At 65.3% G+C, this 14,433-nt stretch carries 15 protein-coding genes; 6 read left to right on the top strand and 9 right to left on the bottom strand.

Translation table 11 applies throughout. The features are described 5' to 3' along the window. Positions 1-83 precede the first annotated feature (83 nt). Together mnmA and AC1ECK_RS19755 are read right to left on the bottom strand one after the other, a co-directional pair. Complete coding sequence (gene mnmA / locus AC1ECK_RS19750) at positions 84-1,235, bottom strand: tRNA 2-thiouridine(34) synthase MnmA (RefSeq protein WP_480321826.1); 1,152 nt, start codon at positions 1,233-1,235, stop codon at positions 84-86. Then, positions 1,232-1,762 (bottom strand): NUDIX hydrolase, encoded by a 531-nt coding sequence (locus tag AC1ECK_RS19755; protein ID WP_480321828.1) that lies wholly within the window; start codon positions 1,760-1,762, stop codon positions 1,232-1,234. The genes mnmA and AC1ECK_RS19755 overlap by 4 nt, the downstream gene beginning before the upstream one ends. A gap of 183 nt (positions 1,763-1,945) precedes the next feature. Here AC1ECK_RS19755 and AC1ECK_RS19760 point away from each other — a divergent pair, with 183 nt between their 5' ends. From AC1ECK_RS19760 to AC1ECK_RS19770, 3 genes are read left to right on the top strand one after another with little or no spacing between them, the layout of a single operon-like run. Beyond that, positions 1,946-3,088, top strand: coding sequence for a Re/Si-specific NAD(P)(+) transhydrogenase subunit alpha (locus AC1ECK_RS19760; RefSeq protein WP_480321830.1), 1,143 nt, complete (start codon positions 1,946-1,948; stop codon positions 3,086-3,088). A 27-nt stretch (positions 3,089-3,115) separates the two neighbouring features. Beyond that, the gene (locus tag AC1ECK_RS19765; RefSeq protein ID WP_480321832.1) at positions 3,116-3,457 is read left to right on the top strand and encodes an NAD(P) transhydrogenase subunit alpha part 2; all 342 of its coding nucleotides are present in this window, start codon (positions 3,116-3,118) and stop codon (positions 3,455-3,457) included. Further along, positions 3,454-4,908, top strand: a complete 1,455-nt coding sequence (locus tag AC1ECK_RS19770) for an NAD(P)(+) transhydrogenase (Re/Si-specific) subunit beta (RefSeq protein WP_480321834.1) — start codon at positions 3,454-3,456, stop codon at positions 4,906-4,908. Before AC1ECK_RS19765 ends, AC1ECK_RS19770 begins: the two co-directional genes overlap by 4 nt. Positions 4,909-4,920: 12 nt before the next feature. Here AC1ECK_RS19770 and AC1ECK_RS19775 read toward each other — a convergent pair whose 3' ends face one another. Both AC1ECK_RS19775 and AC1ECK_RS19780 read right to left on the bottom strand, forming a co-directional pair. After that, positions 4,921-5,607 (bottom strand): helix-turn-helix transcriptional regulator, encoded by a 687-nt coding sequence (locus AC1ECK_RS19775; protein ID WP_480321836.1) that lies wholly within the window; start codon positions 5,605-5,607, stop codon positions 4,921-4,923. A gap of 138 nt (positions 5,608-5,745) precedes the next feature. Continuing rightward, positions 5,746-6,132, bottom strand: a complete 387-nt coding sequence (locus AC1ECK_RS19780; protein ID WP_480321838.1) for a VOC family protein — start codon at positions 6,130-6,132, stop codon at positions 5,746-5,748. Between the two features lie 202 nt (positions 6,133-6,334). Between AC1ECK_RS19780 and AC1ECK_RS19785 the strand changes: the two genes are divergently transcribed. From AC1ECK_RS19785 to AC1ECK_RS19795, 3 genes are read left to right on the top strand one after another with little or no spacing between them, the layout of a single operon-like run. Beyond that, a complete protein-coding gene (locus tag AC1ECK_RS19785) occupies positions 6,335-6,652 on the top strand; it encodes an ArsR/SmtB family transcription factor (RefSeq protein ID WP_480321840.1) in 318 nt (105 codons plus the stop codon). Further along, positions 6,645-7,133 (top strand): SRPBCC family protein, encoded by a 489-nt coding sequence (locus tag AC1ECK_RS19790; RefSeq protein ID WP_480321842.1) that lies wholly within the window; start codon positions 6,645-6,647, stop codon positions 7,131-7,133. The genes AC1ECK_RS19785 and AC1ECK_RS19790 overlap by 8 nt, the downstream gene beginning before the upstream one ends. Beyond that, a complete protein-coding gene (locus tag AC1ECK_RS19795) occupies positions 7,120-7,566 on the top strand; it encodes an SRPBCC family protein (RefSeq protein ID WP_480321844.1) in 447 nt (148 codons plus the stop codon). The genes AC1ECK_RS19790 and AC1ECK_RS19795 overlap by 14 nt, the downstream gene beginning before the upstream one ends. A 58-nt stretch (positions 7,567-7,624) precedes the next feature. Here AC1ECK_RS19795 and AC1ECK_RS19800 read toward each other — a convergent pair whose 3' ends face one another. The 5 genes from AC1ECK_RS19800 to AC1ECK_RS19820 form a co-directional block, all read right to left on the bottom strand. Next, positions 7,625-8,911 carry a THUMP domain-containing class I SAM-dependent RNA methyltransferase gene (locus AC1ECK_RS19800; RefSeq protein ID WP_480321846.1) on the bottom strand — a complete coding sequence of 429 codons (1,287 nt, stop codon included), beginning with the start codon at positions 8,909-8,911 and terminating at the stop codon, positions 7,625-7,627. A gap of 71 nt (positions 8,912-8,982) precedes the next feature. Beyond that, the gene (locus tag AC1ECK_RS19805) at positions 8,983-11,082 is read right to left on the bottom strand and encodes a site-specific recombinase (RefSeq protein ID WP_480321848.1); all 2,100 of its coding nucleotides are present in this window, start codon (positions 11,080-11,082) and stop codon (positions 8,983-8,985) included. Positions 11,083-11,278: 196 nt separating this feature from the next. After that, positions 11,279-12,085: a PqiC family protein gene (locus AC1ECK_RS19810; protein ID WP_480321850.1), complete on the bottom strand. Its 807-nt coding sequence runs from the start codon at positions 12,083-12,085 to the stop codon at positions 11,279-11,281. Then, complete coding sequence (locus AC1ECK_RS19815; RefSeq protein ID WP_480321852.1) at positions 12,082-13,740, bottom strand: PqiB family protein; 1,659 nt, start codon at positions 13,738-13,740, stop codon at positions 12,082-12,084. Before AC1ECK_RS19815 ends, AC1ECK_RS19810 begins: the two co-directional genes overlap by 4 nt. After that, the gene (locus tag AC1ECK_RS19820) at positions 13,733-14,428 is read right to left on the bottom strand and encodes a paraquat-inducible protein A (RefSeq protein ID WP_480321854.1); all 696 of its coding nucleotides are present in this window, start codon (positions 14,426-14,428) and stop codon (positions 13,733-13,735) included. Before AC1ECK_RS19820 ends, AC1ECK_RS19815 begins: the two co-directional genes overlap by 8 nt. Positions 14,429-14,433 lie beyond the last annotated feature (5 nt).

Here is a 14,433-nt window from a genome sequence, read left to right on the forward strand (position 1 = left end):
CCGTTGCAGAGAGAGCGGTTAGCCGCTGATTATTGTGTTGCCTCGGTGTTACTGCGGTCTTGCTACGCTGCCGACCGCACTGCTTACCGCGCCGTCAGCAGCGCGGCGGTTCGAGCCTGCCGCATGGCCGAGGCCGGCTGCGCGGTAGCCGCGTGTTCGATGACGCCGCCGCCGAGGCAAATGTCGCCATCGTAGAGCACAGCCGATTGCCCCGGTGTGACAGCCCACTGCGCGTCCTCGAAGTGGAGCGCGAAGTGGCCGTCCGCCTCGCCCGCCGTGCTGAACGTGCAGGCGGCATCGGCTTGCCGATAGCGGGTTTTCGCGCCGCACGCGAAGTCTTCCGCGGGCGGGTGGCCGGCCACCCAACTGGTGTTGCCCGCGCTCAGCTTGCGGCTCAGCAGCCACGCATGATCGTGACCCTGTGCGACGTACAGCGTATTCGACGGAATGTCCTTGCCCGCCACGAACCACGGCTCGCCGCTGCCTTCCTTGCTGCCGCCGAGTCCAATGCCCTTGCGCTGGCCGAACGTATAGAACGCAAGACCGATATGCTCGCCGACCACCTGGCCGTCCGGCGTTTTCATCGGCCCGGGCTTGGTGGGCAGGTAGCGGTTCAGGAAATCGCGGAAAGGCCGCTCGCCGATAAAGCAGATGCCGGTCGAATCTTTTTTCTTCGCGTTCGGCAAGCCGATCTGTTCGGCGATCTCGCGCACCTTCGTCTTGGGGATTTCGCCAAGCGGAAACATCGTCTTCGACAACTGCGCCTGATTGAGGCGGTGCAGGAAGTACGACTGGTCCTTCGTGTGGTCGAGCGCCTTCAGCAGTTCGAAGCGTCCTTCGACTTCGCGCACGCGTGCGTAGTGGCCGGTCGCAATGGTTTCGGCGCCGAGCGACATGGCGTGATCGAGGAAGGCCTTGAACTTGATTTCGGCGTTACACAGCACGTCCGGGTTCGGCGTGCGGCCAGCCGAATATTCGCGCAGGAATTCGGCGAACACGCGGTCCTTGTATTCGGCGGCGAAGTTGACCGCTTCGACATCGATGCCGATCAGATCGGCCACCGACACGACGTCAATCCAGTCCTGCCGCGTCGAGCAGTACTCGCCGTCGTCGTCGTCTTCCCAGTTCTTCATGAAAAGGCCGACGACGTCGTAACCTTGCTCTTTGAGCAGCCATGCGGTAACCGACGAATCGACGCCGCCCGACATGCCTACTACGACTTTCTGCTTGCTCATGGGTTGCCTGACTTGCTTGATCGGGTGGGCCCGACCGAATGCGTATGCACGAAGTCGAGCGGGAAACGCCGGCCTGCGAGGTAATCGTCGATACAGCGCATCACGAGCGGCGTACGGTGCCGCTCGGGGCAGGCGCGCAGCTCGTCCGCGCTCAGCCACAGCGTGCGGACGATATCGGGATCGAGCGCGCGCTCTGGATCGGCTGTGCCGCTGCTGCCGCAATACGTGAAGCGCAGATAGGTGACACCACTCGAATCTTGCGCCGCGCCGTCTGCGCCACTTTGGGCCGGGCGCTCGAAATGCGTCATGTATACGCCCACCAGCGCCTCGGGCGTGAACGGATGCGCGGACTCTTCGAGCGTTTCGCGCACGACCGCTTCGGCGAGCGTTTCGCCCGCCTCCAGATGGCCGGCGGGCTGATTGAGGCGCAGCCCGGCGTCCGTGTGTTCCTCGACGAGGAGGAAGCGTCCGTCGCGCTCGACGATGGCGGCCACGGTGACGTGCGCAGCCCAGGTTTCCGGATTCATGGGGCGGTATTTTACCGTCTATGGCCGGCGGCTGCCGGGAAGCGAGCCGCCCCCGGATTGTCCCTGATTTCGGTAAGCCCCCCGGTTTCGGTTAAAGTGGTGTCGTAGCCGTTGCAATTGCAAGCCGGCGTGCCTCGTCGGCAGCTCTGTCGTAATAACAGGAAGGCCGAGGAGGATTCAACGATGCACATCGGAGTGCCAGCCGAGACGCGAGCGTACGAAACCCGCGTCGCCGCCACCCCCGAGACGGTCAGGAAATACGTATCGCAGGGCCACCGGGTCACGATCCAGAGCGGCGCCGGCACCGGCGCCAGCTTTCCTGACGAAGCTTTTGGCGCAGCCGGCGCCGAGATCGTCGACGCGGCCACCGCGTTCGGCGCCGATCTCGTTCTCAAAGTCCAGTCACCGACCGAAGCCGAACTGCCGCTGCTCAAACGCGGCGCGGTGCTGGTCGGCATGCTCGATCCTTTCAACGCCGACAACGCGGCAAAGCTTGCCTCCGCGGGCGTGACTGCGTTCGCGCTCGAAGCTGCGCCGCGCACGACCCGCGCGCAGAGCCTCGACGTGCTGTCCTCGCAGGCCAACATCGCCGGCTACAAGGCGGTGCTGCTCGCCGCTGACCTGTATCCACGCTTCATGCCGATGCTGATGACGGCCGCCGGCACCGTGAAAGCGGCGCGCGTGCTGATCCTCGGCGCGGGCGTGGCGGGCCTGCAGGCGATTGCGACCGCCAAGCGCCTGGGCGCGGTGATCGAGGCCTCCGACGTGCGTCCGGCGGTCAAGGAGCAGATCGAGTCGCTCGGCGCCAAGTTTCTCGACGTGCCGTACGAGACCGACGAGGAGCGCGAAGCCGCACAAGGCGTCGGCGGCTATGCGCGGCCGATGCCCCCAGGCTGGCTGGCGCGCCAGGGCGCGCTGGTCCACGAGCGCGCGAAACAGGCCGACATCGTCATCTCGACCGCACTGATTCCGGGCCGTCCCGCACCGACGCTGATCTCCGTCGAAACCGTGCAGGCCATGAAACCCGGCTCGGTGCTGGTCGACCTCGCCGCCGGCCGCGGCCCCGAGCATGAAGGCCGGCGCGGCGGCAACTGCCCGCTCACCGAAACGGACAAGGTCGTGACGAAACACGGCGTGCAGATTGCCGGCTATACGAACCTGGCGTCGATGGTCGCCGCCGACGCATCCTCGCTCTACGCGCGCAACCTGCTCGACTTCCTGAAGCTGATCGTCAACAAGGAAGGCGCACTCAACATCGATCTCGCGGACGACATCGTCGCGGCCACGCTGCTGGCCCGCGACGGTGAAGTGACCCGCAAGGCATAAAGCGAATCACTTCCTGGGAGAACGGTCATGGAAGTCATCAACCATACGGTCATCAACCTGATCATCTTCGTGCTGGCCATCTACGTGGGCTACCACGTGGTCTGGAACGTCACGCCCGCGCTGCATACGCCGCTGATGGCGGTGACCAATGCGATCTCGGCCATTGTCATCGTGGGCGCGATGCTCGCGGTGGGCCTGACGGTGGGCGGCACCGGCAAGTTCTTCGGCACGCTCGCTGTCGCGCTGGCGGCGGTCAACGTGTTCGGCGGCTTTCTCGTCACAAGGCGAATGCTGGAAATGTTCAAGAAGAAAGAGCCGAAGAAGCTGCCCGCTGCCGGTCAGGCACGCATCGAAGGAGGTAAGCAATGAGCCTGAACGTCGTCACGCTGCTTTATCTCGTTGCTTCGGTCTGCTTCATTCAGGCGCTCAAGGGCCTGTCGAATCCGAAGACGGCGCGCATCGGCAATACCTTCGGCATGGCCGGCATGGCGATTGCGATCCTCACCACCATCGCGCTGATCTTCAAGCAGGCCGCGGGCCTTGGCTCGAACCTCGGGCTTGGGCTCGGCCTGCTGTTCGCAGCGCTGGTGGTGGGCGGCGCGGTGGGGGCGTTCGTCGCTGCGCGCGTCGAGATGACCAAGATGCCGGAGCTGGTCGCGGCGATGCACTCGCTGATCGGTCTGGCCGCCGTGTGCATCGCCTATGCAGTCGTCTCGGAGCCGTCGGCGTTCGGCCTCGTCGACCCGGACAATCCGGTGCCGGGTTTCCTGCCCTACGGCAATCGCATCGAACTGTTCATCGGCACCTTCGTCGGCGCCATTACGTTCTCCGGTTCGGTGATCGCCTTCGGCAAGCTCTCGGGCAAGTACAAGTTCCGCCTGTTTCAGGGCGCGCCGGTGGTGTACGCGGGCCAGCATCTGATCAACCTGATGCTGGCGCTCGGCATGATCGGCTTCGGCGTGATCTTCTTTCTCACGCAGTCGTGGCTGCCGTTCATCATCATGACGCTGATCGCGTTCGCGTTGGGCGTGCTGATCATCATTCCGATCGGCGGCGCGGACATGCCGGTGGTCGTGTCGATGCTCAATTCGTACTCGGGCTGGGCGGCGGCGGGCATCGGCTTCTCGCTGAATAACCCGATGCTGATTATTGCCGGCTCGCTGGTGGGTTCGTCGGGCGCGATCCTCTCGTACATCATGTGCCATGCGATGAACCGCTCGTTCTTCAACGTGCTGCTGGGCGGCTTCGGTGCGGAACCGGGCGCGGCCGCCGCGGGCGGGGCGCAGGAGCAGCGGCCGGTGAAGTCGGGCTCGGCCGAGGATGCCTCGTTCATGCTGGGCAACGCGGAATCGGTGGTGATCGTGCCGGGCTATGGCCTCGCCGTGGCCCGCGCGCAGCATGCGCTGAAGGAACTCACCGACAAGCTGACCGAGAAGGGTATCGACGTGCGTTACGCGATTCACCCGGTGGCGGGCCGCATGCCGGGGCATATGAACGTGCTGCTGGCGGAGGCCGAAGTGCCGTACGACCTCGTCTACGAGATGGACGACATCAACAACGAGTTCGGCCAGACCGACGTCGTGCTGGTGCTCGGCGCCAACGACGTGGTCAATCCGGCGGCCAAGAACGATCCGAAGTCGCCGATTGCGGGCATGCCGATCATCGAGGCCTATAAGGCGCGCACCGTGATCGTCAACAAGCGTTCGATGGCGGCCGGCTATGCGGGGCTCGACAACGATCTGTTCTACATGGACAAGACCATGATGGTGTTCGGCGATGCGAAGAAGGTGATCGAGGATATGGTGAAGTCGGTGGAGTGACGCCGGCCTATCTCACTTCTGCTTCACTTCGACGCTTCTCAGATAATCCGCGAGCCGTCTTCCTTCCTGATCGGGGAACGGCTCGAGCACCTCCAGATCGCGAATCTGTTCGACGTCGAAATTGCGGAAGTCTTCACGCAGTTCGCACCACGCGCCGATGGTCCAGCGCGCGCCCCAGTACACCAGCCCCAGCGGCCAGACGCGCCGCTCCGTATGCGCGCCGACGCGATCTCGATACGCGAAACTCACGACGCGCTTGCGGTCTATCGCCAGGTGCAGCGCGTCGACCTTTTCGGCGAACTCCCCCTTGATATGAAACGACGGCGCGAAGATCGGCAGCCGTTCGAGCGTCGCGCGCTTGTCGGCGGGCATCGCCGAGGCGATCTTCGCCAGCGCGCCGCGCGCGCCCTTGGCGAAGCTCGCGCCGCCCCAGGTTTCGAGCATGCGCGCGCCGGCGGCGAGCGCGGCAAGTTCGTCGACGGTGAAGGTGAGCGGCGGCAGGCTCGCCGAGCGGCTCAAACGGTAGCCAATGCCCGCTTCACCTTCGATCGGCACGCCGGATAGCTGCAGATCGCGCACGTCGCGGTAGACCGTGCGCGGCGAGATATGCAGCCAGTCAGCGAGTTGTTGCGCGGTAGTCAGGCGTCGGCCGCGGAGCAGCTCGGCAATCTGGAACAGGCGGTCGGCACGGCGCGTCATCGTGGGCGTCTGGTGGGAAGGAGCGGGCGGGCCCGCGATCGGGGAGTCACGCGATCATAGCGCTGCATGATGCCGATGCGCGCGAATAAGGGCACGAGGGGCACGACAAAGGCACCACGCTGCGCGCGGGCCGCTGCGTCAGCCGTTCTTCGGCGCATGCAGTCCGATGCGGTTGCCTTCGGTATCGATGAAGAAGCCGATATAGCCGATATCCTGCGGCAGCTCGATGACGGGTCCCTGCACCTTGCCGCCAGCCTTCTCGACGCGGGCGAGCACGGCATCGACGCTCGGCTGCGCGTTCAGATAGACGGTCACGCCGTCTGCGGAAGGCTTCGCCGTGGGGCTATGGACGATACAACCGCCGGTGGCCGGTTCGGTGTACGGGAAGATCCCGATCGGCTGGTCGCCGAAATCTTCACGCCGCAGCGTGGTGGCCAGCGCGGTCTCGTAGAAATGCACGGCGCGCTCGAAGTCGATGGACGGAATTTCGAACCAGGAAACGACGTGGTTTGCGGCTGCTGACATGACACTCTCCTTGGGGCGGTGGGTAGGTCCGGGGCCGCACGGGGTGACCGCGGAGTGGCCCTTGTGATGCGCCGGTTGGCGTGATGAGGAGTGTGCGGCGGGGCTGCTGACAACGTTCTGTCAGTAGCCTTCGGGTTCTGCTGAATGATCTTGACATGCAACCAAAAGGTTGCATAATAAAACACACCACGACACCAATTGCATGGATACCGTATTCAAGGCTCTCGCCGACCCCACGCGCCGCCAGTTGCTCGATCTGCTGTACGCGCGCAACGGACAGGCACTCGGTGAACTATGCGAGGGTCTCGCCATGAGCCGCCAGGCCGTCAGCAAGCATCTGGCGCTGCTGGAAGCGGCCAACCTGGTCGCCACGGTCCGGCACGGTCGCGAGAAATTGCATTACCTCAATCCGGTGCCGATTCATGAAATCAGTGAGCGCTGGATCGGCAAGTTCGAGCGCGCACGCCTTACCGCGCTCGCGGACCTCAAGAGATCTTTAGAAGGAGAAGATCATGACTGATGCAGCCGCTTCCACATTCGTCTACGTCACCTACATTCGCACCACGCCCGAGCAGCTATGGACAGCGCTGACGAGTCCGGAATTCAACAGGAAATACTGGTTCGGCGCACAGCAGGAGACCGACTGGAAAGTGGGTTCGCCGTGGCAAATCAGGTTTGCCGATGGCCGGATTGCGGATACCGGCGAGATCGTCGAGGTCGATCCGCCCAGGCGTCTGGTCATCAAATGGCGCAACGAATTCAAGCCGGAACTCAAGGCCGAAGGGTTTTCACGCTGCACGATGGTGCTCGAGACGATGGGCGACGCAGTCAAACTTACGATCACTCACGTCATGGAGCGTAGCGGCTCGAAGTTTATCGAAGCTGTCTCCGGCGGCTGGCCGCTGATTCTCTCCAACCTCAAGTCGTTGCTTGAAACGGGAGAGTTGGTTGTCGCAAACAAGGCGCCGGACCCAGGCAAGGAAAGCGATGAGCAAGCCTGAATTCGTCTATGTGATCTACATCGATGCGCCGCTCGAAAAAGTGTTCGGCGCACTGAGCGACCCGGAGATGACCAGGGACTATTGGGGACGCGCGCGCAACGTGTCCGACTGGCAGCCCGGCTCGCGCTGGGAGCATCAGCACTATGACGACGCGTCGGACGTCGCGGTTGCCGGCCGGGTGCTGGAGTGCGATCCGCCGCGCAAGCTCGCCGTGACCTGGGCGAAGCCAGGCAGCGGCAGTGAATCGCGGGTGACTTACGTGCTCGAAGAAGTGTTTGGCGTGGTGCGTCTGACCGTCACGCACGATCAGCTTGACGACGCGGAGACCGTGAAGCGGATCGCGCAGGGTTGGCCGGCGATATTGTCGAGTCTGAAGTCGCTGCTGGAAACCGGTCATGCGTTGCCGATGACGAAGCAGCGCTGGACTCGCTAGCGGGTGAGCGGGGGCGATGCGGCGCTAACGCAGCGGCCGCCCGCCCAAGACAGCATCATCAAGCTGCCGGCGTATCGTTCGCCGGACGCTGGCGCACGCTGCCCGCAATCAGATCGAAGCGGAACAGTCGGCATTCGAGCGCGCCGTTGAACAACGGCGTCTTGGTCGATTCGCGCAGCCGCAACTGACCCGGCAGTTTGCGATCCGAAGTAAGGATGAACGCATGCCAGCCGGTGAAACGCTGCTTGAGCGCGTCGCCGAGCGACTTGAAGAATTCGCTGTCCGGCGCCTCTTCCTGGGCCCGGCGGAAGCTGTCGTCGTCGCGGCTTTCACGCCCTGTCTCGCGAAGCTCGCCGCGTGCATTGCGGCCACGCACTTCGATCCGCTCGCCGTACGGCGGGTTGGCGACCAGAATGCCCGGCTCCGGCGACGGCGGCGCCATGCCGCGTGCGTCGAGCTGCTTGAGCGAAACCGCCGGCAGGCCGGCGCGCTCGAAGTTGGCGCGCGCCTTGATCAGCATGTCACCCGAAATGTCGCTGCCGAAAATCTGCAGATCGGCGCGCGACGCACGGGCGGCATGCTTCGCATCCAATGCAGCCGCTTTCAGCGTCTGCCAGGTTTTGGCCTCGTACTGCCTGAGCTTCTCGAAGCCGAAACGGCGTTCGACGCCCGGCGCGATGTTCAGCGCGACCTGGGCGGCTTCCGCGAGGAACGTGCCGCTGCCGCACATCGGATCGTAGAGCGGGGTGCCGGCGGTCCAGCCGGTCAGGCGCAGGATGCCGGCCGCGAGGTTCTCGCGCAGCGGCGCCGCGCCCTTGTCGAGACGCCAGCCGCGCTTGAAGAGCGGCTCGCCCGAGGTGTCGAGGTACAGCGTGCAGTCGGTCGCGGTGAGGAAGGCAAACACGCGCACGTCCGGCGCGCTGGTGTCGATGTTCGGACGCGCGCCGCTCACTTCGCGCAGACGGTCGCAGATCGCGTCCTTGACGCGCAGCGTGGCGAATTCGAGGCTGCGCAGCGGCGATTTGATCGCCGTGACGTCGACGCGCAGCGTCTCATGCGCGGAAAACCACTGTTCCCAGCGTTGCTCGAGCGCGAGGGCATAGATGTCCTGTTCGCTGCGATACGGCCGGTGGGCGATTTTCAGCAGCACGCGGCTGGCGATGCGCGAGTGCAGATTGGCCGCCATGCCGGCAGCCCAGCCGCCGCGGAAATGCACGCCGCCCGGCACCTGCGCACCAGCCGTGAACGGTGCACCGTTCAGGTGGCGCGAGGCGATTTCGGCGAGTTCGGCCGCAAGCGCGGCTTCGAGGCCGCGAGGGCAGGGAATGAAAAAATCGAATGACATTGAGGTTGCCGGGAGGCGTTGAATAAGGCGCTATTGTACGCGGTCGGGGTGTGCGGCCCGCGCGCCAGGGTTCAGTGCCCTTCGCGCGGCGGGCTCACCGGCCACACCAGATCCAATGGGCGCTTGAACATCCGCCGCCAGACCGCCCCGCGCAGCGAGCGCACGTCGTTGCGGCGCAGGTCGCGCGAGCGCACCGCCATATAAAACGCCAGCGCGAAACTGACGGCGACGTTCAGGATGGCCATGCTGAACGTGCCGGCGACTGCCCACCAGAACTCGGGCAGATCCAGCGCGCCCTTGCCGAGCACGCCGAGCGCCACGCCGATCGAGCCGGAGCTCAGCGTCACGTGCCGGACCTCGAAGGCGAAAGCGAACGCGGTGAGGATGGCGGGCACGAGACCGAGCATCAGGCCCAGCGTGAGGTTGCCCACCACGCCGGCCACGTTCGAGCGGCAGAACGTGGCCAGCCGCGCAGCGCCGGCGGCGCCCAGCGTCATCCGCAAGCGGCGGTTGTAGGTGAGCGCGTCGGCTACCTTATGCAGCACGAACCAGTTGTCGGCCCAGCCCGCGAGCAGGCTCGACGACCACAACAGCACGCCGGTGAGCGCCGCGAAGAGCGGGGTCGGTCCGAGAAGCGAGAACGAATGCAGCGTGGCATGGGCCTTTTCGGGGGAGATGAGGTTCGCGTGAAAGACCGCGTGCCAAAGCAACTGCACACCCAGGCAGACCGGAAACACCATCATCACGTTGCCGAACACGGCCGCCGCCTGGGTGCGGATCAACGCGATCACCGAGGTCACGAAGCTGTCGACCCCTTCGGGCGTGCCCGCGCCGTCGAGTTCGCGGGCGATGGTCGGCGCCGTCATGGCGGGTTGCTTGGTGGCGAGCGAGAAATGCAGGAAGTGCATCAGCAGGAAGCTGGCCGCGTAGTTGATGCCGGCCAGCAGGCCCTCGAGCATCGACTGCAGGTGCGCGCCGGTGAGCGCAAACTTCACGCATACCGTCACCACCGTGACGAGGCCACCGCCCGCTGCCATGCGCAGCATTTTCAGGTACTCGGCGCGATCGCGGGCAATGTAGTGCTCGCCTGTATCCGCGCTGTATTCGACCACCTTGCGCGCCAGCAGCGAGAAATTGCTGCGCATCAGATGGGAGACGCTCTGGCTCGCGTGGTTCGCTTTCACCAGTTCGGCGGCGAGGCGCGAGCCGGCATGCAGATCGTCGGACGCCATCCACGCATCGAGCAGATGCTCGGCGCGCTGGATGCGCATACGCATGCGTTCCACCTGGAACACGATGTCGACGCTCACGCCGTTGCGGTACAGGTGGGCAAAGACGTTGTCGGTCGCCATGCGGCATTCGTCGAGCAGCACGCGCAGATAGTTGACCTCATGCAGCAGCTTGCCCGGCTCCGCGCCTTCCCCGACCGCCTGGTGGGCCGCCTCTACCGCCAGCATGGCACGGGTGAGCCGGTAGAACGGCTGCTTCTCCAGTGCAACCCGCACGTCCGTATCGCCCAGGCGGCTGCGCACCGTTTGCGACAGCCCGGTGGAGCTGATCTGGCAGGTCAGGTTGTGCAGGGCCGCGAGCAGGTCTACCGAGAACGGCGCGGCTTCGCGCGGGTCGCTCGCCTCCAGCTCGTAGGCGAACAGATCGCGGATGCGCACCAGCAGGTCCGTGGGGAGCGCGGCGATCCACTCGGCGTCCTGCTCCGAGGTGAACATCAGCGTGAAGATTGCACTGAGATCGCGGCGATTCGGTGCGGGCGGAATCAGTGAGGACTCGAAGCGCTCGAACAGCGCCCCGAAAAAGGCCGAGTGCACCGGCATGCCGGCGTCGCACAGCAACGAGATGCCGTCGCTCTCGCGCAGCAGCCCACGCAGAATGCCGGCGACGTTGGCCTTCCAGGCCGGGTTGCGGTCCAGCACATGCAGCAGATAGCGCAAACGCGTGTGCTCGGCCAGGCGGCGCGTGTCGTCTTCCACCGGATCCTGCGCGAGCGCCTGCACGGTGCCGCCACGATGAATCCAGTGCGCCAGCTCGATCAGCCATTCGCTGCGTTCCGCGTAGGGCGCCTGCTGGTCCGCGATCGCCAGCAGCGCGTCGAGCTGATGCCCGCTGTTGCGTGACGCGCGCCATTTCTTGACGAAGGTTTTGATGGAACGAAACATGAGGTGTTAGTTGCCTGAAGAGGCGTGATCCTGCGCCCTGAAGCGCTCAGGATCGCTAAACGGAAAGGATCCGGCAAGCTGGCCGGATGGGATAGGGCGTCGAAGACGACGGCGCAGCCGCTGCAGAAAGCTGGCAGAAGGACAGAGGAAGCGCGGCAGACGGACGGAGCGCGTCTGCCGCTGCCATGCCGGTAAATCAGCCGTTCGTGCCGGCGCCGGCATGGCTGCCAGAGGCCGTGGCCGCAGCACCCGTACTATCGAGCGCCGCGCCTGGTCCGATCGGCAGCGGGCAGGGCACCTTCGGCGACGCCGTGCGCGCCTGCGCGCCGGACGCGCTCTTGGCAGGCGCGCTGGCCGGCACGCGTGGCATGGCCGCAGCCAGCGCCTGGATGCCGGCGGCGATCTGTGTGGAGATCTGCTGCACCGCCTGGCGGTGCCCCTCGACCAGCGCGTCGTAGCTGCCCGTCACCGGCTCGCTTATCACGCTGCGGCAGGTCATGACGGTTTCGCTGCGCACGGCGCGCACGCTCCACACCGCATCGATCAGCGCATGCGAACCGGGCCACGATTCGAAGCGCTGCACGTTCACGCTGACGCGATACACCGGCGTGCCTTCCGGATATCCGGTGCCGTACACATCGATGGTGCCCAACTGCTGCGTGAGATCGGACGACAGCGCGCGGCGGATCTCGTCGCCGGGCAACGAGGCCCAGCGTTCCTGTTCGAGCACCTGCACCTGGGTCGGACCGGTCTGTACCACCAACTGGTTTTTGGCGACCTGGGACGGCACGTCGACCGGCGGGACTTCGATCAGCAGCGCCGGCGTTGCCGCGCTGCGCGCCGTGGCCGCCGTAGCCGGTGCGGCCTCGGCGCCGAGCGTGTAGAAGCGGCTCGCCGGCGAAGAAGAGCACGCCGCCAGCGCCAGCAGTGCGGCGCCAACGCCGAGGCACGCGGCGGCGCGGGCAAGCCCGCGCGGCGCACGGGGGAGCCGGGCAAACATCATGGTTGATCTCCTGGTTTTCCGCGCAACAGCGATTCCGGATGGCGTTCCAGATAGTCCGACAGCGCATTCAACGACTGCAGCGTGCGGGTCAGCTCCTGCAGCGCCTGATGGACGTCGGACTGCAGCGGCGAGTCCTGCTGCAGCGTCGCCTCGGCCGAGCCGAAGGTTTGCTTGGCCGCCTGCAGCGTATCGCGAGCCTGCGGCACCACTTCGGTGTTCAGGCGCGTGAACAACTGGTCGGCGTTCTTCAGCGAGTTGTTCAGGTTCGCACCGATCTGGTCGAACGGCACCTGATCGAGTTTCCTGGCGATGTCGGCCACCTGCAACTGCAACTCGTCGAGCGTGTTCGGGATCGTCGGCAGCTCGAGCGGATCGCTGTTGACATCGACCGTCGCCGGCGCCGCTTTCGGGAAGATATCGAGCGCCACATACAACTGGCTGGTGATCAGGTTGCCCGTGCGCAACTGGCCGCGCAGGCCGTGCTGGACCAGGCGCTGGAGCAGTTGCTGACCGGCTACGGTGCCCGGCGCCGGCGCCTTCTCGCGGAAGCGCTTGCCGAGGCGGTCGGGGTACAGGTTCATGGTCACCGGCATGGTGAAGTCGCGGGTCTTCGGATCGTAGTCGATGCCGATATTGGTCACCTGACCGAGCACGATGCCGCGGAAATCGACCGGCGCGCCGACCGACAGCCCACGCAGCGACTGGTTGAAGTTCATCACCACGCGCAGCGGCACGCCGTCCGGCTCGCGCATCGCATCGGCTTCATCCGAGCCGAGCCGGAAGGTCATGTTGTTCGGCGCCTGCGAGCCGACCGCCTGGCCCGGCGGCGACTGGAACGACAGGCCGCCGACCAGCACCGTCGCGAGCGACTGCGTGTTCAGCTTGAAGCCGCCCGAATCGAGCCGCAGATCGACGCCGCTGGCATGCCACCAGCGCGTGTTGAGGCCGACGTACTGGTCGTACGGCGCCGACACGAACACCTGCAGCGTCACCCCGGTGCCGTCCTTGTCGAGCGAGAAGCCGACGACCTGGCCCACCTGCACGCGCCGGTAGAAGACCGGCGAGCCGATATCGAGCGAGCCGAGCGAATCGCCGTGCAGCGTGAACTGATGGCCCTTCTGTCCACCGGTGACCGGCGGCGGGGTTTCGAGGCCGACGAAATCCCTCTGGCTATCCTGCGAGCGGCCGGCGTCTACCCCGATATACGCACCCGAGAGCAGCGTGCTCAGACCCGAGACGCCGCTTGCGCCGACCCGCGGCCGCACCACCCAGAAGCGGGTGTCCTTGACGGCAAAATTCTCGGCTTCCTTGGTCAACTGAACCTGGATCAGCACGTGCGAGAGGTCTTTCGACAGCTTGATGGCTTTGACGACGCCGATGTCGACGTCCTTGTACTTGACCTCGGTCTTGCCGGGCTCGAGCCCTTCCGCATCGTTGAAGCTGATGGTGATCTCCGGGCCTTTCTCGGTTACCGACTTGATGACGAGTGCGACACCGATCAGCGCGGCGATCAGCGGAATCACCCAGACCAGCGACGGCAGCCAGTGGCTGCGCGGCTCGATCGCGGGATCAGGCAGATTGGGTGGCAGCGTGGGTCCGTTCGAATCGTTGCGCGGCGCGCTGGGGGCGGGCGTCGGTCCTTGCGGGCTAGTCATGTTTTAAGTCCTGGGATTGTTGGGTCTTGCCGTTCGTACGTCTCGCGCGCTTCGCACATTCCACGCTGTCCTCGCCTTCGACATTGTCCCAGATGAGCCGTGGATCGAACTGCATCGACGCCAGCATCGTCAGAATCACCACCGAGCCGAACGCGATCGCGCCGGGCCCGGCCGTGATGACGGCGAGCGACTTGAAGCGCACCAGCGCGACCGTCAGCGTCACGACGAACACGTCGAGCATCGACCAGCGCCCGATCCGCTCCACCATCCGGTATAGCTTCATGCGCTGGGTGGGGCGCCAGTGCGAACGGCGCTGGGCTGTGACGGTGAGCAGCACGAGCACGGAGAGCTTGAGCATCGGCACCATGATGCTGGCGACAAACACGATCACGGCGAGCGGCCAGTCACCGGAGGTCCAGAAGTAGACGACACCGCTCATGATCGTGTCGTCTTCCGAGCCGAGCAACGAAGCCGTGTGCATCACGGGCAGCAGATTGGCCGGAATATACAGTAATGCCGCCGCGATCAGTAGCGCCCACGTGCGCATCAGACTGTCCGGATTGCGCCGGTGCAGCACGGCGCCGCAGCGCGCGCAGTGCTGCGGGGTGATCGAGCGGATACGCGGGGCGACGCGGCCGCACGCGTGACAGGAAACCAGGCCCGCGCGCAGCGCGGTAACGTATTTCATCGTGG

Source organism: Paraburkholderia sp. SSBN10T, from assembly GCF_056619545.1.

Coding starts and splice junctions, on each gene's coding strand:
- AC1ECK_RS19780 (WP_480321838.1), bottom strand. CDS start 6,132: ATGTCAGCAGCCGCAAACCACGTCGTTTCCTGGTTCGAAATTCCGTCC.
- AC1ECK_RS19800 (WP_480321846.1), bottom strand. CDS start 8,911: ATGTCATTCGATTTTTTCATTCCCTGCCCTCGCGGCCTCGAAGCCGCG.
- AC1ECK_RS19755 (WP_480321828.1), bottom strand. CDS start 1,762: ATGAATCCGGAAACCTGGGCTGCGCACGTCACCGTGGCCGCCATCGTC.
- AC1ECK_RS19765 (WP_480321832.1), top strand. CDS start 3,116: ATGGAAGTCATCAACCATACGGTCATCAACCTGATCATCTTCGTGCTG.
- AC1ECK_RS19790 (WP_480321842.1), top strand. CDS start 6,645: ATGACTGATGCAGCCGCTTCCACATTCGTCTACGTCACCTACATTCGC.
- AC1ECK_RS19815 (WP_480321852.1), bottom strand. CDS start 13,740: ATGACTAGCCCGCAAGGACCGACGCCCGCCCCCAGCGCGCCGCGCAAC.
- mnmA (WP_480321826.1), bottom strand. CDS start 1,235: ATGAGCAAGCAGAAAGTCGTAGTAGGCATGTCGGGCGGCGTCGATTCG.
- AC1ECK_RS19810 (WP_480321850.1), bottom strand. CDS start 12,085: ATGATGTTTGCCCGGCTCCCCCGTGCGCCGCGCGGGCTTGCCCGCGCC.
- AC1ECK_RS19760 (WP_480321830.1), top strand. CDS start 1,946: ATGCACATCGGAGTGCCAGCCGAGACGCGAGCGTACGAAACCCGCGTC.
- AC1ECK_RS19795 (WP_480321844.1), top strand. CDS start 7,120: ATGAGCAAGCCTGAATTCGTCTATGTGATCTACATCGATGCGCCGCTC.
- AC1ECK_RS19785 (WP_480321840.1), top strand. CDS start 6,335: ATGGATACCGTATTCAAGGCTCTCGCCGACCCCACGCGCCGCCAGTTG.
- AC1ECK_RS19805 (WP_480321848.1), bottom strand. CDS start 11,082: ATGTTTCGTTCCATCAAAACCTTCGTCAAGAAATGGCGCGCGTCACGC.
- AC1ECK_RS19770 (WP_480321834.1), top strand. CDS start 3,454: ATGAGCCTGAACGTCGTCACGCTGCTTTATCTCGTTGCTTCGGTCTGC.
- AC1ECK_RS19820 (WP_480321854.1), bottom strand. CDS start 14,428: ATGAAATACGTTACCGCGCTGCGCGCGGGCCTGGTTTCCTGTCACGCG.
- AC1ECK_RS19775 (WP_480321836.1), bottom strand. CDS start 5,607: ATGACGCGCCGTGCCGACCGCCTGTTCCAGATTGCCGAGCTGCTCCGC.